Source organism: Microbacterium sp. NPDC090225, assembly GCF_044772365.1.
Classification (GTDB): Bacteria; Actinomycetota; Actinomycetes; order Actinomycetales; family Microbacteriaceae; genus Microbacterium.
This window is the reverse complement of the sequence record NZ_JBIVYS010000001.1, coordinates 1,048,819-1,063,704: the sequence shown is the minus strand read 5'-3', so window position 1 is coordinate 1,063,704 and position 14,886 is coordinate 1,048,819. Positions and strand designations below refer to the sequence as shown.

Annotated in this window: 12 protein-coding genes and 1 riboswitch; of the genes, 8 read left to right on the top strand and 4 right to left on the bottom strand. The window is 69.3% G+C overall.

Going from position 1 to position 14,886, the window contains the following annotated elements:
- Positions 1-4: 4 nt before the first annotated feature.
- Genes nadC through ACIQTT_RS05160 form a run of 4 tightly spaced genes read right to left on the bottom strand, consistent with a single transcriptional unit; the run spans position 5 to position 4,375 of the window.
- The gene (nadC, locus tag ACIQTT_RS05175) at positions 5-856 is read right to left on the bottom strand and encodes a carboxylating nicotinate-nucleotide diphosphorylase (protein WP_402786946.1); all 852 of its coding nucleotides are present in this window, start codon (positions 854-856) and stop codon (positions 5-7) included.
- Positions 856-2,328, bottom strand: coding sequence for an L-aspartate oxidase (gene nadB, locus ACIQTT_RS05170; RefSeq protein WP_402786943.1), 1,473 nt, complete (start codon positions 2,326-2,328; stop codon positions 856-858). Before nadB ends, nadC begins: the two co-directional genes overlap by 1 nt.
- A complete protein-coding gene (gene nadA / locus ACIQTT_RS05165) occupies positions 2,325-3,662 on the bottom strand; it encodes a quinolinate synthase NadA (protein ID WP_402786940.1) in 1,338 nt (445 codons plus the stop codon). Before nadA ends, nadB begins: the two co-directional genes overlap by 4 nt.
- Positions 3,659-4,375 (bottom strand): NUDIX hydrolase, encoded by a 717-nt coding sequence (locus ACIQTT_RS05160; RefSeq protein WP_402786937.1) that lies wholly within the window; start codon positions 4,373-4,375, stop codon positions 3,659-3,661. Before ACIQTT_RS05160 ends, nadA begins: the two co-directional genes overlap by 4 nt.
- Before the next feature lie 260 nt (positions 4,376-4,635).
- Between ACIQTT_RS05160 and ACIQTT_RS05155 the strand changes: the two genes are divergently transcribed.
- From ACIQTT_RS05155 to gcvP, 8 genes are all read left to right on the top strand, one after another.
- Complete coding sequence (locus ACIQTT_RS05155) at positions 4,636-6,327, top strand: ABC transporter substrate-binding protein (RefSeq protein WP_402786934.1); 1,692 nt, start codon at positions 4,636-4,638, stop codon at positions 6,325-6,327.
- Between the two features lie 40 nt (positions 6,328-6,367).
- Positions 6,368-7,363 carry an ABC transporter permease gene (locus ACIQTT_RS05150; RefSeq protein ID WP_402786931.1) on the top strand — a complete coding sequence of 332 codons (996 nt, stop codon included), beginning with the start codon at positions 6,368-6,370 and terminating at the stop codon, positions 7,361-7,363.
- Positions 7,356-8,345 carry an ABC transporter permease gene (locus tag ACIQTT_RS05145; RefSeq protein ID WP_402786928.1) on the top strand — a complete coding sequence of 330 codons (990 nt, stop codon included), beginning with the start codon at positions 7,356-7,358 and terminating at the stop codon, positions 8,343-8,345. Before ACIQTT_RS05150 ends, ACIQTT_RS05145 begins: the two co-directional genes overlap by 8 nt.
- Positions 8,342-9,199 carry an ABC transporter ATP-binding protein gene (locus ACIQTT_RS05140; protein ID WP_402786925.1) on the top strand — a complete coding sequence of 286 codons (858 nt, stop codon included), beginning with the start codon at positions 8,342-8,344 and terminating at the stop codon, positions 9,197-9,199. Before ACIQTT_RS05145 ends, ACIQTT_RS05140 begins: the two co-directional genes overlap by 4 nt.
- Positions 9,196-10,062, top strand: a complete 867-nt coding sequence (locus tag ACIQTT_RS05135; RefSeq protein ID WP_402786922.1) for an ABC transporter ATP-binding protein — start codon at positions 9,196-9,198, stop codon at positions 10,060-10,062. Before ACIQTT_RS05140 ends, ACIQTT_RS05135 begins: the two co-directional genes overlap by 4 nt.
- 28 nt (positions 10,063-10,090) lie before the next feature.
- Positions 10,091-10,185, top strand: a riboswitch (glycine riboswitch).
- 152 nt (positions 10,186-10,337) lie between these two features.
- Complete coding sequence (locus ACIQTT_RS05130) at positions 10,338-11,519, top strand: glycine cleavage system aminomethyltransferase GcvT (protein ID WP_402786919.1); 1,182 nt, start codon at positions 10,338-10,340, stop codon at positions 11,517-11,519.
- The gene (gene gcvH / locus ACIQTT_RS05125; RefSeq protein ID WP_402786916.1) at positions 11,516-11,893 is read left to right on the top strand and encodes a glycine cleavage system protein GcvH; all 378 of its coding nucleotides are present in this window, start codon (positions 11,516-11,518) and stop codon (positions 11,891-11,893) included. The genes ACIQTT_RS05130 and gcvH overlap by 4 nt, the downstream gene beginning before the upstream one ends.
- 61 nt (positions 11,894-11,954) lie before the next feature.
- Entirely contained in the window at positions 11,955-14,795 is a 2,841-nt protein-coding gene (gcvP, locus tag ACIQTT_RS05120; protein WP_402791101.1) for an aminomethyl-transferring glycine dehydrogenase, read from the top strand.
- Positions 14,796-14,886: the final 91 nt, after the last annotated feature.

The following is a 14,886-nucleotide window of genomic DNA, read 5'->3' as shown; positions in this document are numbered from 1 at the left end:
CGCGTCAGCCGATCCGCAGATCCAGACCGAGGTCGAGTGCGCGAGCGGAGTGCGTGAGCGCACCGACCGAGATCACATCGACTCCGGTCGAGGCGATCGCGGCGACCGTGTCGAGATTCACGCCCCCGGACGCCTCGATCGTGGCACGCCCGTCGATCAGGTCGACTCCCGTGCGGAGATCTTCGAGGGTGAAGTTGTCGAGCAGCACGGTGTGCGCCCCACCGTCGAGCACGGCCGGGATCTGGTCGAGGCGATCGACCTCGACGACCACGTGCGCGGTGTGCGGAAGGCGCGCGATCGCACCCCGCAGCGCCGTGGCGGTGTCGGCACCGGAACGGGTGAGGACGGCGAGATGATTGTCCTTCGCCATCACGGCATCCGACAGGGAGTGCCGATGGTTGCTGCCGCCGCCGGAGGCGACGGCATGGCGTTCGAAGGCGCGCAGTCCCGGTGTCGTCTTTCGGGTGTCGGCGATGCGGACGGGCGTCTGCGCGACCGCTCGGACGTAGTCTGCCGTGATCGTCGCGATGCCGCTCATGCGCTGGGTGAAGTTCAGTGCGACGCGCTCGGCGGTGAGGATGCTGCGCGCCGGGCCGGAGACGGAGGCGAGCACGGCACCCGAGGCGAACGCATCGCCGTCGCCGACGTGGAGGTCGACGGCCACCGAGGGGTCAGTGAGGGTGAAGGCTGCGGCGAAGACGGCACCGCCGCTGAAGACGCCGGGCTCCCGCGCGACGAGGTCCGCGGTGGCCGTGGCATCGGCGGGGATCAGCGCCTCACTCGTCAGGTCGCCCCACGGAGCGTCCTCCTCGAGGGCGGCGGCGACGACACGGGTGAGGGTGGCGGCGGTGAGCATCAGACTCCGATCAGGGCGGGTTCGCGGAAGTGGGCGCCGACGGAGGCGGGGCGCAGGAGAGCAGCGGATGCCGTCGCCTCGGCGAGCACCAGCAAGTTCGCGTCCTCGTGCGCGGCGACGTCGGTCGGGACGGCGAGGGCGGTGCGCCAGGAACGGATGGTCGCGAGCGCGTGCCGCAGTCCGTCGTCGGTGCGCAGCAGTCCTACCTCGTCCCACATCAGCCGCTGGAGAGCGGCGCGCGAGAACGGAGGTGCGGAGGGTGTCATTGCACCCTCGACGATCCCGTGCGGTTCCGGCATCCGTTGCCGGGGCCACGGCGCACCGATGGCCGCGGCGGCGCGGGCTCCGAACACGGCACCCTCGAGCAGCGAGTTCGAGGCGAGGCGGTTCGCCCCGTGCACGCCGGTGCGGGCGGCCTCGCCCACGGCGAAGAGACCGGGCATGGTGGTGCGCGCATCGAGATCGGTCACGATCCCGCCCATCAGATAGTGCGCTGCCGGGGTCACGGGAATCGGCTCACGCGCCCAATCGAAGCCGCATTCGCGAGTGACTCGGTCGATCGTCGGGAAGCGCCGAGTCAGGGTCGGGGCGCCGAGCATCGTGGCGTCGAGGCGGACGGGCGAACCCTGCTGGGCGGCCTGCTGCGCGATGGCCCGCGACACGACGTCGCGCGGCGCGAGTTCCCCGTCGGGATGGCTGTCGAACGTGAAGCGGCGGCCCGTGTCGTCGATCAGCGTCGCCCCCTCTCCGCGCACGGCCTCGGAGATCAGGAAGGCGGGATGCGCGTCGAGGATCGTCGGGTGGAACTGCACGAACTCGAGGTCGGCGACCGCCACGCCGACGCGCAGGGCGGCGGCGATCCCGTCGCCGGTGGTGCCCTCGGGGTTGGTCGTGTGCGCGTAGAGGTGCCCGGCGCCCCCGGTCGCGAGCACGACGGCATCCGCCCCGAACTCGCTCGGCTGCCCGTCTCGCAGCAGACGGATGCCGCGCACGGCAGGCCCGTCGACGATCAGGTCGACGAGGAATGCATGCTCGACGACCGTGATCGCGGCGCCGCGCACGGCGGCGGTGAGGGCTCGGGCGATCTCGGCGCCCGTGGCGTCGCCGCCTGCGTGCACGATGCGCGCGTGGCTGTGCGCGGCTTCGCGGCCGAGCAGGAGCGTGCCGTCGGGGGTGCGATCGAAGGCGGTCCCGCGGGCGATCAGCTCGGCGATCCGCGCCGCACCGTCCGCCACGAGCACCCCGACCGCCGCCTCGTCGGAGAGCCCGGCTCCGGCGGTCATGGTGTCGGCGGCGTGCTGAGCAGCCGAGTCTCCCGCCCCGTAGACACCCGCGACTCCGCCCTGCGCGTAGCCGGTGCATCCGTCGCCGAGCGCGCCCTTCGTCACCACCGTGACGGTGTGGCCGGCCTCGTGCGCGTGCAGGGCTGCGGTGAGGCCCGCGACGCCAGAGCCCACCACGATGACGTTCATCGCGCGCTCGCAACCACCGGCGGCTTCGCGGCGAGCATCCGCTCCAACGAGAGGCGCGCGGGGTCGGCGACATCGGATGTGACGGTGATGCGGTTCGGCGTGCGGCCCGCGACGAGCTCCTCGAGCACCCAGGCGAGGTAGCCGGGGTGGATGCGGTACATCGTCGAGCACGGGCACACGACCGGGTCGAGGCAGAAGATCTCGTGCTGCGGGTACTGCGCCGCCAGACGCTTGACGAGGTTGATCTCCGTGCCGATCGCGAACGTCGTGGGTTCGGTGGCCGCGTCGATCGCGCGCCGGATGTAGTCGGTCGATCCCGCCTCGTCGGCCGCATCCACGACCTCCATCGGGCACTCCGGGTGCACGATCACGCGCACGCCCGGGTGCTCGGCGCGCGCCTGCTCGATCTGGCCGACCGTGAACCGGCGGTGCACCGAGCAGAAGCCGTGCCACAGGATCACCCGAGAGTCCTCGAGGGTCGAGGCGCTCGACCCTCCGAGGGGCTTGCGCGGGTTCCACATCGGCATCTGCTCGAGCGGCACACCCATCGCCTTGGCGGTGTTGCGGCCGAGGTGCTGGTCGGGGAAGAACAGCACGCGGCGTCCCCGTTCGAACGCCCACTCGAGCACGGTCTGCGCATTGGACGACGTGCACACGATGCCACCGTGCCGGCCCACGAAGCCCTTGATCGCGGCCGAGGAATTCATGTAGGTCACCGGGATCACGGGTACGCGGCCGTCGTCGTCGGTCGCGTCGAGATCACCCAGCACCTCTTCGAGCTGCTCCCAGCACTCCTCGACCTGATCGATGTCGGCCATGTCGGCCATCGAGCAGCCGGCCGCGAGGTTCGGCAGGATCACGGCCTGATCCGGGCCGGAGAGCAGGTCGGCGGTCTCGGCCATGAAGTGCACGCCGCAGAACACGATCGCCTCGGCATCCGGTCGTCCCTTGGCCGCCGTCGCGAGTTGGAACGAGTCGCCCACGTAGTCGGCGTGACGCACCACCTCTTCGCGCTGGTAGAAGTGTCCGAGCACGACGACGCGGTCGCCGAGGGCATGCTTGGCGGCCCGGATGCGGTCGTCGAGCTCGGCTTCGTCGGCCTCGCGGTAGGCGCGGGGGAGTTCGCCCTGACGCGGGGCTCCGGTGGGGATCACGTCGCCCATCGAGGAGCCGGGGCCGTAGCCGGGGCGGGTGTCGAAGTCCCAGGGGCCGACGGCGAGGTCGGTGGTACAGGTCTCGTCGATCGACGCGCCGGTGACGATCGCCTGGATCGCGTGATCGACCGAGCCGTCGCGCGGGGGAACGGCGGGTGCGGGGACGAAGGTGATGCTCATCGGATGCTCGTTTCTTCGGGACCGAGGGGGCCGCGGGCGGCCAGTTCGACGTCGGTGTTGTCGCGGTACAGGCGGGCGGGACGGTGGCTGCCGGTGCGGAAGCGGTCGGTGGGGATGAGGTTCCCCGTCGCCTCGACCTGGCGCCGGAAGTTGGCGGGATCGAGCTGGCGACCGAGGATCGCCTCGTAGGCCTCGCGCAGGTCTGCCAGCGTGAACTCGGAGGGCAGGAAGCCGTGCGCCACGCGGCTGTAGCCGACCTTGCTGCGCAGGCGCCACAGGGCGTACTCGATGATGTCGGCGTGATCGAAGGCGAGTTCGGGGAGCGCATCGACGTCGAACCATTCGACGTTCTCGGGCGCGCGTCCGGATGCCCGGTGCGCGGCGCTCTGCGCGAGGACCTCGTCCTGACGCAGGAGCGCCCAGTAGACGATCGAGATGACGCGAGTGGGGGAGCGGTCGACGGCGCCGAAGGCGTACAGCTGCTCCAGATAGGACGGGGTGAGACCGGTGGTCTCGGCGAGCGTGCGCGCCGCGGTGTCGATCGGGGATTCGTCCGGAGCGATCCAGCCGCCGGGGAGCGCCCAGCGGTCGGCGAAGGGCTCGCGCGTGCGCCGCACGAGGGGCAGCGCGAGCGCGGGAGTGCCCGACGGCGACGGGCGCAGCGTCAGGATCACGGTGGATCCCGCGACGCGGATGCCGTCAGTTCGAGTCATAGGTACCTTAACCTCCGTGTCGATCTTAGTGTCATCGAGACACTTAGTGCCAATGGATGACGTTGGGTGGCGTCGAGTCCGAAACGTTATGCGAACGCGGAGAGAACTCTTGTCCCCCCGGACGGGGTTTGTTAGGTTACTGTCCTAACAAACCCCGTCGCTCGGCAGAGCAGCCGACGACGGCCACGATCCCCACCCCCGAGGATCGGCTCCACACCCGGAGCACCCCTCCTGCAGTGCAGCACCGAGAGGAATCAAGAATGATCCGTAATGGCAAGCGCAAGATCGCGCTCACCGCGGTAGCGGGGGCATCCGTCCTCGCTCTGGGCCTGACCGCCTGCGGTTCGGGCGGCAGCGGCGACTCCGACGCGAACGGCGACCGCGCCCTCCGTGTCTGGGCGGGCAGCCAGACCCCGATCACGGCCAACTACAACCCCTTCGCGCCCACCGTGCTCCACGGCGCGCTCGGCCCGATCTACGAGCCGCTGTTCTTCTTCAACAAGACCGCGGACACCGAGCCGGTCGGCCTGATCGGCGACACCTACGAGTACAACGAGGACGGCACGGTGATCACCGTCACCATCAAGCCCGACCTCAAGTGGAGCGACGGCGAGCCCCTCACCGCGGCCGACGTCGCGTTCTCGTTCGGGTACGAGGCCAACAGCCCCGACGCCAACGGGCTCGTCTCGGCCGAAGCCACCGACGACACCACCGTCGTGCTCACCTACGACAGCGCGCAGTACACCACCGAGTTCCAGCGGCTCGGTTCGACGTACATCCTCCCCGAGCACATCTGGAAGGACGTCGACGACTACGCCAACTTCGCCAACGAGGATCCGGTCGGATCCGGCGCCTACGTCGTCGACAAGACCACGAGCGAGTCCTACACCCTGGTCGCGAACGAGAACTTCCGCGACGCCGCCGACCTCGGCGTCAAGAAGGTGCAGTACATCGCGGTCGACAACAACCAGACCGCGCAGGACCTGCTCGCGGCCGGAAAGCTCGACTGGACCGGCATGTTCATCCCGAACCCGGATGACGTCACCGCGAACGGCGCGATCGACTGGATCAACACGCCGCAGGACCCGACGGTGCTCTACACCTGCTCCAACGCCGACCTCGGCTGCACCGGTCCGCAGACCGACGTCGCCGTGCGCCAGGCGCTCAACGCCGCCATCGACCGCGGCACCATCAAGGAGAAGGCGTTCGTCGACCTGACCGCCGAGATCTCACCCACCTACGCCCTGCTGCCGCGTGACGAGAAGTGGGTCGCCGACCCCGCGAACGAGCTCAGCCCGCAGGAGGCCAACGCCGCCGAGGCCGGATCGATCCTCGAGGCCGCCGGCTACACGAAGGGCTCCGACGGCATCTACGAGAAGGACGGCGTGCCCGTCGAGCTCAGCCTGACCTCGGTCGACGGCTGGACCGACTACAACGACGCCGCGAAGCTCATCGCCGAGCAGGCCGAGGCCGCGGGTATCAAGATCAACGCCTCGACCGTGCAGTGGCAGGAATTCTCCGACACCCGCCAGAGCGGCGAGTACCAGCTCATCGTCGGGGGAATGATCGGCACCTCGGTCGCCGACCCGTTCCAGATCTACCGCGACTGGTTCGGCGGCACGGCCGTCGCATCGACCGGCCCCGTCGGCGAGGAGATCCCCACCGGGCGCTGGAACTTCAGCCGCTACGACAACCCGACCGTGGACGCCGCGATCCAGTCGGCGATCAGCACGAACGACGAGGCGACGAAGAAGGAGCTGTACGCGACGATCCAGACCGAGATCGTCCGTGACCTCCCGTACATCCCGCTGGTGATCAACGCCACCCAGACCTTCTACAACACGAAGGACTACACGGGCTGGCCGACGGAGGACGACCTGTACGCGTTCCCGCCCTCGTGGGGCGCGATCGCGGCGGGCTACGTCCTGACGCATCTGCAGCCGGTCAAGTAAGCACCGACAACGGGGAAGCAGGAAGTCAAGGAAGACATACATGAAGTTCTATGCACGACGGATCGGGTTCTACGCCTTCACGCTGTGGGCCGCGATCTCCATCAACTTCCTGCTTCCCCGCATGATGCCGGGCAATCCTGCCGACATCATGATCGCCAAGATGCAACGCGCGGGCGGTGACGTCTCGGAGACGACCATCCGCAACATCAAACTCCTCCTCGGCGGCGACGACTCGTCGCTGTGGGAGCAGTACCTCTCGTACTGGGGGCGGATGTTCCAGGGCGACCTGGGCGTCTCGGTGACGAAGTTCCCGACCCCCGTCGCCGAGCTCATCGGTCAGGCGCTGCCGTGGACGCTGATCCTCGTCGGCACCGCCACCGTGATCTCGTTCATCCTCGGCGTCGTGCTCGGCGCCTGGGCCGGATGGAAGCGCGGCACGTGGGTCGATCACCTGATCCCCGCCACGACCGTGCTCCAGTCGATCCCGTACTTCTGGATGGCGCTCATCCTCGTCGCCGTGTTCGCCGTCGGTCTCGGCTGGTTCCCGATCTTCGGCGGCTACGACGTCTTCGACTTCCCGGACGGCCCGGAGCCGACCTGGGCGTTCTTCACGAACGCGGTCTCGCACGCGATCCTCCCGGCGGTCACGATCGTGATCAGCTCGGTGGGCGGATGGCTGTTCGGCATGCGCAACATGATGGTCTCGACCCTCGCCGAGGACTACGTGCTCACGGCCGAGGCGAAGGGGCTGCGTCCCCGGCGCATCCTCACCACCTACGCCGCCCGCAACGCGGCCATCCCGTCGATCGCGGGCTTCTCGATCACCCTCGGGTTCGTGGTCGCCGGGTCCATCGTCATGGAGCAGGTCTTCACCTACCCGGGCATCGGCAAGCTGATGTTCCAGGCCGTCACCAACAACGACTACGCGCTGATGCAGGGGCTCTTCCTCGTCATCACGATCACCGTGCTCGCCGCCAACTTCTTCATGGATCTCATCTACGGATTCATCGACCCGAGGGCTCGCCAGAATGTCTGACACCAAGCTCACCCCGATGCAGATCGTCAAGGAGCAGCCGACCGACGAGCCGGCCACCACCATGACCCTCGCGACCGCGACCGGCCGCCCGAAGCGGGGGCGCGGGCTGATGCCCACCCGCTCGGCGAAGTTCGTCACGGGCCTCGTGCTCGTGCTCGCGATCGCGCTGTTCGCGATCGTCGCGCCGTTCTTCACGCAGAACCCGCGCAGCACCGACAACGCGGCCCTGCAGCCGCCGTCGGCCGAGCACTGGCTCGGCACGACGAAGCTCGGCAACGACATGCTCGCGCAGCTCGCGATCGGCGCGCAGGGGTCCTTGCTCGTCGGGATCACCGCGGGCGGGATCGCGATCGTGCTGTCGCTGCTGTTCGGTGTGCTCGCCGGCTACCTCGGCGGATGGCGCGAAGACGGACTCGCCCTCATCACCAACGTGATGATCGTGATCCCCGGCCTGCCGCTCGTGATGGTGATCGCGTCGTTCGTGCCGCAGCGCAGCTGGCAGCTCGTGGCGTTCGTGCTCGGCATCACATCGTGGGCGGGCGCCGCCTACGTCCTGCGGCTGCAGACGCGTTCGCTCCGCACCCGCGACTACGTGTCGGCCGCGAAGGTGGCCGGTGAGCGGTCGTTCCGCGTGATCCTCGTCGAGATCATGCCGAACCTCCTGCCGCTGCTGACCGCGCAGTTCCTCTTCGCGATCATCTTCGCGATCCTCGGGGAGGCGGGCCTGTCGTACCTGGGACTCGGCCCGAACTCCTCGATCACCTGGGGCACGATCCTCAACGACGCCCAGTCCGGACAGGCGCTCGGCCGCGGAGCCTGGTGGTGGTTCGTGCCGCCGGGCGTGATGATCGCGCTCCTCGGAGCGGGGCTCGCACTCATCAACTTCGCCATCGACGAGATCATCAACCCGAAACTGCGCAATGCACCGGATGCTGCGCGCCGTGTGCGGCGGGCCGCCAAGACGAAGGGGGTCGTGGCATGAGCGACGCCGTCCTCACCGCCCGTGACGTCTCGATCGAGTACGAGGTCGACCCGCCGGTCAAGGCCGTCCGCAACGTCTCGCTGACCCTCCACCGCGGGGAGATCCTCGGACTCGCGGGGGAGTCCGGGTGCGGCAAGACCACCCTCGCGTACGGAGTGAACAGGCTGCTCAAGGCACCCGCGCTCATGACGAGCGGCGAGATCGTCTTCCACGACCGCGACGGATCGGACATCGACATCGTCGGCCTGCGCGACGACGGGTTGCGGGCCTTCCGCTGGGACAAGATCTCGATGGTCTTCCAGGGCGCGATGAACTCGCTGAACCCCGTGATCGATGTGCGGGCGCAGATGTACGACATCTTCGACACGCATCGCCCCGGTATGACGCGCGCCGCGAAGAAGGAGCGCGCCGAGGAGCTGCTCACGCTGGTGGGCGTCGACCCCTCGCGGCTGACGAGCTTCCCTCACGAGCTCTCGGGCGGCATGCGCCAGCGCATGATGATCGCGATGGCCCTCGCCCTCGACCCGCAGGTCATGATCATGGACGAGCCCACGACGGCGCTCGACGTGGTGGTGCAGCGCGGGATCATCCGCGAGATCATGCGGCTGCGCGAGAAGCTCGGTTTCGCGGTGATCTTCATCACCCATGACCTCCCGATGCTGATCGAGATCTCCGACCGCATCGCCGTGATGCTGCAGGGCGAGATCGTCGAGCAGGGAACCGCCGAGGAGATCTACCGCTCTCCCCAGCACGAGTACACGAAGCGGCTGCTGTCGAGCTTCCCCAGTCTGCGCGGAGAGCGCGGGGACTTCGTCCGCACCGGAATGCACGAGAGTCAGGAGCAGGTGCGATGAGCGCCCACACGGATGCCGGTGCCACCGCGCGCACGCTCGAGGCGCGGCACCTCACGAAGGACTTCCACCTGCGGTCGGGCGTCAAGACCAGCATCCTGCACGCGGTGAAGGACGTCTCCTTCACGCTCGAGACGGGCAAGACGATCGCGCTGGTGGGGGAGTCGGGCTCGGGCAAGTCCACGATCGCGCGCATGCTCATGAAGCTCGAGACGCCCACCAGTGGTCAGATCCTGCTCGACGGAACCGAGACCGGCACGCGCGGACAGGCACTCGCCCGCTACCGCTCCGACGTGCAGATGGTGTTCCAGGACCCGTTCGCCTCGCTGAACCCGTTCCACTCGATCGTCCACCACCTCGAGCGACCGCTGCGCATCCACCACCCCGAGCTGAGCGGGGCGCAGGTGCACGAGCGCGCTCTGGAACTGCTGGACCGCGTGCGACTGTCGCCCGCGAAGGGTTTCGCCGAGCGGAAGCCGCACGAGCTCTCGGGCGGGCAGCGCCAGCGCGTCGCGATCGCGCGCGCCCTCGCGCCGGGTTCGCGCTTCATCGTCGCCGATGAGCCGGTCTCGATGCTCGACGTGTCGATCCGTCTCGGGGTGCTCAACCTCCTCGCGGATCTGCAGCGCGAAGACGATCTCGGCGTGCTCTACATCACGCACGATCTCGCCACGGCCCGTCATTTCTCCGACGAGATCATGGTGCTCTACAAGGGCGACGTGGTCGAGCGGGGGCCGGCGGACGAGGTCATCCTGAACCCGCAGCACGCCTACACGAAGACGCTGCTGGGAGCCGCGCCCGAGCCCGAGAACCTCGGCCGTCTGCGCGACGAGGTCAGGCGGGAGCTCGCGGCGGAGACCCGCTAGACTGGGCGCACAATCGAACACGGGCCGAATGACCCCCGCGGGAGAGCCCCGGCGAACGCAGCCGGGCACCGAAGGAGCAAGCCTCCCCGCCAATCTCTCAGGTACGCGTACCGCGCGGTTCCGGCCACTCTGAAAAGCGATCCCGCCGGTCGGGGGATCCGCCGACGGTGAAAGCCCTGCGTCAGCGCGGGCGAAACTCTCAGGCCCATGACAGAGGGGGAGTTCCGAGGAACGGCGATGCCGTCGTTCCGCCCGTCTGCATCCGGGAGAACTCCATGTCCGATCCCCGTTACACCCCGCTCCGCGAGCGCCATGAGGCGCTGGGCGCGTCGTTCACCGACTTCGGCGGCTGGCAGATGCCGGTGCGCTACACCTCCGACCTCGCCGAGCATCACGCGGTGCGTCAGTCGGCTGGTCTCTTCGACATCTCGCACATGGCGGAGTTCCTCGTCACCGGGCCATACGCGGGGGAGTTCCTCGATTACGCGCTCGCCGGCCGCATCTCGGCGATGCCCGTCGGCAAGGCCAAGTACTCGCTGGTCCTGGCCGCCGACGGCGGGATCGTCGACGACGTCATCGCGTACCGCATCGCCGACGATCGATTCCTGGTGATCGCGAACGCCGGCAACCGCGGATTCGTCGACTCCGCCTTCGCCTCGCGCGTGCGCTCGTTCCCCTCGATCATCGAGCGGCAGCAGGAGCGCGCGGAGGGCGAGGAGCGCAGCTTCGCCGGATTCCTGGGCGACCGCGGCGTCGACGTGGAGGACGTCTCGGACTCGTTCGCCCTCATCGCGGTGCAGGGCCCGGCGGCGCAGGCGATCCTGGCCGACACGGCGGGCATCGACGCCCTCAGCGTGCCCTGGGACGAGCAGAAGTACTACGCCTGGGCCCAGGCGACGTTCCTCGATGAGCCCTTGCTCATCGCCCGCACGGGGTACACGGGTGAGGACGGCTTCGAACTCCTCGTGCGCGCCGACGATGCCACGGAGCTGTGGGACGCAGTCCTCGCCGCCGGAGAGCCGCACGGCCTCGTGCCGGCGGGGCTCGCCGCCCGCGACACCCTGCGGCTGGAAGCGGGAATGCCGCTCTACGGGCACGAGCTCACGACCGAGACCAAGCCCGCTCAGGCGGGGCTCGGCCGCGTGGTCGCCGCCGACAAGCCGAGCTTCATCGGCAAGGACGCGGTGGATGCCGCGGCCGATGCCCCCGTGCTCGTGGGGCTCGTCGCCGAGGGCAAGCGCGCGGGCCGTGCAGGCTACGGCGTCGTCGATGCCGCCGGTGCCCCGCTCGGCGAGATCACCAGTGGTGCGCTCAGCCCCACTCTCGGCCATCCGATCGCGATGGCCTACGTGACCCCTTCTTCCGCGGAAGAGGGAACCGCAGTATTCCTGGATGTGCGGGGGACGAGGATCCCCGCGACCGTGACCGCTCTGCCTTTCTACCGGAGGACGAAATGACCGATCTCAGCACCCTGCACTACACCGAGGAGCACGAGTGGATCGCCGTGGACGGCGACACCCTCACCGTCGGCATCACCGACTACGCCGCCGACAAGCTCGGTGATGTGGTCTTCGTCGAACTGCCCGCCGTGGGCACCGAGGTCGCCGCGGGCACCGTCGTCGGCGAGATCGAGTCGACCAAGTCGGTGGGCGAGCTGTACGCGCCCGTGACCGGCACCGTCGTCGAGGTCAACGACGCCGTCGTCGACGACCCGTCGCTCGTCAACGCCGAGCCCTTCGCGGGCGGTTGGCTCATCAAGGTCTCCGTCGCCGGCGGAGCGCCCGACGGACTGCTCGATCGCGACGCCTACGTCGCACTCACGGAGGGCTGATCCGCACGTGGTCTCTTTCGCCGATCGTCATATCGGACCCACGGCCGACGCGCAGCGTCGGATGCTCGACGCGCTCGGCATCGGACCGGACGCCGACCCCGAGGGGCCGCTCGAAGCGCTGATGACCGAGGCGGTGCCGTCGTCGATCTTCACGGCCGCGCCGTCGGAGTCCGCGCTCGCGGGCAGCAGCATCCCCGCCGCCGTCAGCGAGACCGAGGCGCTCGCGGAACTGCGCTCCCTCGCCGCGCGCAACACGGTGAACCGGCCGATGATCGGTCTCGGCTACTACGGCACGATCACCCCGCAGGTGATCCAGCGCAACGTGCTCGAGAACCCCTCGTGGTACACGGCCTACACGCCGTACCAGCCCGAGATCTCGCAGGGCCGCCTCGAGGCGCTCATCAACTTCCAGACGATGGTCGCCGACCTCACCGGGCTCTCGACCGCCAACGCGTCGATGCTCGACGAGTCCACCGCGGTCGCCGAGGGCATGCTCCTCGCTCGCCGCGCGTCGAAGGCGAAGACCGACGTGTTCGCCGTCGACGCCGATGCCCTTCCGCAGACGCGTGCGCTCCTCGAGAACCGCGCGGATGCCGTCGGCATCCGTCTCGTCACGGTGGACTTCGCCGCGGGCGAGCAGCTGCCGGCCGAACTGTTCGGCGTCTTCGTGCAGTACCCCGGTGCCTCCGGTCGCGTGTGGGACCCGTCCGCCGCGATCGACGCGGCGCATCTCGCCGGTGGCCTGGCGGTCGTCGCGGCCGACCTGCTCGCGCTGACCCTTCTCACCTCGCCGGGAGCCCTCGGTGCCGACGTCGCCGTGGGCACGACCCAGCGCTTCGGCGTGCCGATGGGCTTCGGCGGCCCGCATGCCGGATACATGGCGGTGCGTGCCGGTCTCGAGCGTCAGCTCCCCGGCCGTCTCGTCGGTGTGTCGGTCGACGCCGACGGCAAGCCCGCGTACCGCCTGTCGCTGCAGACGCGCGAGCAGCACATCCGTCGCGAGAAGGCGACCTCGAACATCTGCACCGCGCAGGTGCTGCTCGCGGTCATGGCCTCGATGTACGCGGTCTACCACGGGCCCGATGGGCTGACGGCGATCGCCCGGAGCGTGGCCGGCAAGGCCGGGCTGCTGCGTTCCTGGCTCGTCGAGGACGGCGCCGACGTCGTGCACGACGCGTTCTTCGACACGCTGCAGGTGCGTGTCCCCGGGCGCGCGGCCGAGTACGTCGAGCAGGCCCACCACGGCTACGGCATCCTGCTGCACGCGGCGGATGCCGACACCGTGGGCATCTCGGTCGACGAGACCACGACCGTCGACGAACTGCTGCAGGTCGCCCGCGTCTTCGGCGGCCGCACCGAGCGTGCCTTCGCCTTCGTCGGCGACGCGAACGCCCTGCCCGAAGGGCTGCTCCGCCAGGAGGAGTTCCTCACGCACCCCGTCTTCCACGCGCACCGCAGTGAGACGGCGATGATGCGCTACCTCAAGAGCCTCGCCGACCGCGATTACGCGCTCGACCGCGGCATGATCCCGCTGGGATCGTGCACGATGAAGCTCAACGCGGCCACCGAGATGGCGGCGATCACGTGGCCCGAGTTCGCGGGCATCCACCCGTTCGCCCCGGCATCCGACGTCGCCGGGTACCTCGAGCTGATCGATCAGCTCGAGGCGTGGCTGGCCGAGGTCACCGGGTACGACGCGGTGTCGCTGCAGCCGAACGCGGGTTCGCAGGGCGAGCTCGCGGGGCTCCTCGCGATCCGCGGCTACCACCTCGCGAACGGCGACGAGCAGCGCACGGTGTGCCTGATCCCGTCGTCGGCGCACGGCACGAACGCCGCATCCGCCGTGCTCGCCGGCATGAAGGTCGTCGTCGTCGCGTGCGACGAGCTCGGCAATGTCGACCTCGACGATCTGCGGGCGAAGATCCAGGCGCACGCCGGCGAGCTCTCGGCGCTGATGATCACCTACCCGTCGACCCACGGCGTGTACGAGCACGACGTGGTCGAGATCACTTCCGCCGTGCACGATGCGGGCGGTCAGGTGTACGTCGACGGCGCGAACCTCAACGCGCTGCTCGGTTACGCGCGCTTCGGCGACCTCGGTGGCGACGTCTCGCACCTCAACCTGCACAAGACGTTCGCGATCCCGCACGGCGGTGGCGGACCGGGTGTCGGGCCGGTCGCGGCCAAGGCGCATCTCGCGCCCTACCTGCCCTCGCACCCCCTCGCGCAGCGCGCGGAGCACGCGGGAGGCCACGTCTTCGCCGGCGGCGTCGTCTCGGGTGCCCCCTACGGTTCGGCGGGCGTGCTCCCGATCTCGTGGGCCTACGTGCGAATGATGGGCGGTGCGGGCCTGCGGCGCGCGACCGCCGCGGCCGTGCTCTCGGCGAACTACATCGCCGCTCGTCTGGGCGAGCACTACCCGGTGCTCTACACGGGCGAGAACGGGCGGGTCGCGCACGAGTGCATCCTTGACCTGCGCCCGTTGAAGGAGGCGACGGGCATCACCGTCGACGACGTCGCGAAGCGTCTGATCGACTACGGCTTCCACGCGCCGACCATGTCGTTCCCGGTCGCGGGCACCCTGATGGTCGAGCCGACGGAGTCGGAGGACCTGGCCGAGATCGAGCGGTTCATCGAGGCGATGATCCAGATCAAGGCCGAGGCGGATGCCGTCGCGGCGGGTCGCTGGTCGGCCGACGACAACCCGCTCGTGCACGCACCGCACACGGCCGTGTCGCTGATCGCGGGGGAGTGGACGCACGCGTACACCCGCGAAGAGGCCGCCTATCCGGTGCACGCGCTGATCGCCGGCAAGTACTGGCCTCCGGTGCGGCGGATCGACCAGGCGTACGGCGACCGCAACCTCGTGTGCGCCTGCCCGCCGATCGAGGCGTTCGCCTGATCCGATAACACGCCGACGGCACCGTTTCCTCCGGGAGACGGTGCCGTCGGAAGTTTTACGGCGTGTTGCCGTGTGTTTCGGCGATGTTTCA

Bases quoted from the DNA above. Each gene is read 5' to 3' on its own strand.
- nadB (WP_402786943.1), bottom strand. From the start codon at position 2,328: ATGAACGTCATCGTGGTGGGCTCTGGCGTCGCGGGCCTCACCGCAGCC.
- nadA (WP_402786940.1), bottom strand. From the start codon at position 3,662: ATGAGCATCACCTTCGTCCCCGCACCCGCCGTTCCCCCGCGCGACGGC.
- ACIQTT_RS05150 (WP_402786931.1), top strand. From the start codon at position 6,368: ATGAAGTTCTATGCACGACGGATCGGGTTCTACGCCTTCACGCTGTGG.
- nadC (WP_402786946.1), bottom strand. From the start codon at position 856: ATGCTCACCGCCGCCACCCTCACCCGTGTCGTCGCCGCCGCCCTCGAG.
- ACIQTT_RS05145 (WP_402786928.1), top strand. From the start codon at position 7,356: ATGTCTGACACCAAGCTCACCCCGATGCAGATCGTCAAGGAGCAGCCG.
- ACIQTT_RS05160 (WP_402786937.1), bottom strand. From the start codon at position 4,375: ATGACTCGAACTGACGGCATCCGCGTCGCGGGATCCACCGTGATCCTG.
- gcvP (WP_402791101.1), top strand. From the start codon at position 11,955: ATGCTCGACGCGCTCGGCATCGGACCGGACGCCGACCCCGAGGGGCCG.
- ACIQTT_RS05135 (WP_402786922.1), top strand. From the start codon at position 9,196: ATGAGCGCCCACACGGATGCCGGTGCCACCGCGCGCACGCTCGAGGCG.
- ACIQTT_RS05155 (WP_402786934.1), top strand. From the start codon at position 4,636: ATGATCCGTAATGGCAAGCGCAAGATCGCGCTCACCGCGGTAGCGGGG.
- ACIQTT_RS05140 (WP_402786925.1), top strand. From the start codon at position 8,342: ATGAGCGACGCCGTCCTCACCGCCCGTGACGTCTCGATCGAGTACGAG.
- ACIQTT_RS05130 (WP_402786919.1), top strand. From the start codon at position 10,338: ATGTCCGATCCCCGTTACACCCCGCTCCGCGAGCGCCATGAGGCGCTG.
- gcvH (WP_402786916.1), top strand. From the start codon at position 11,516: ATGACCGATCTCAGCACCCTGCACTACACCGAGGAGCACGAGTGGATC.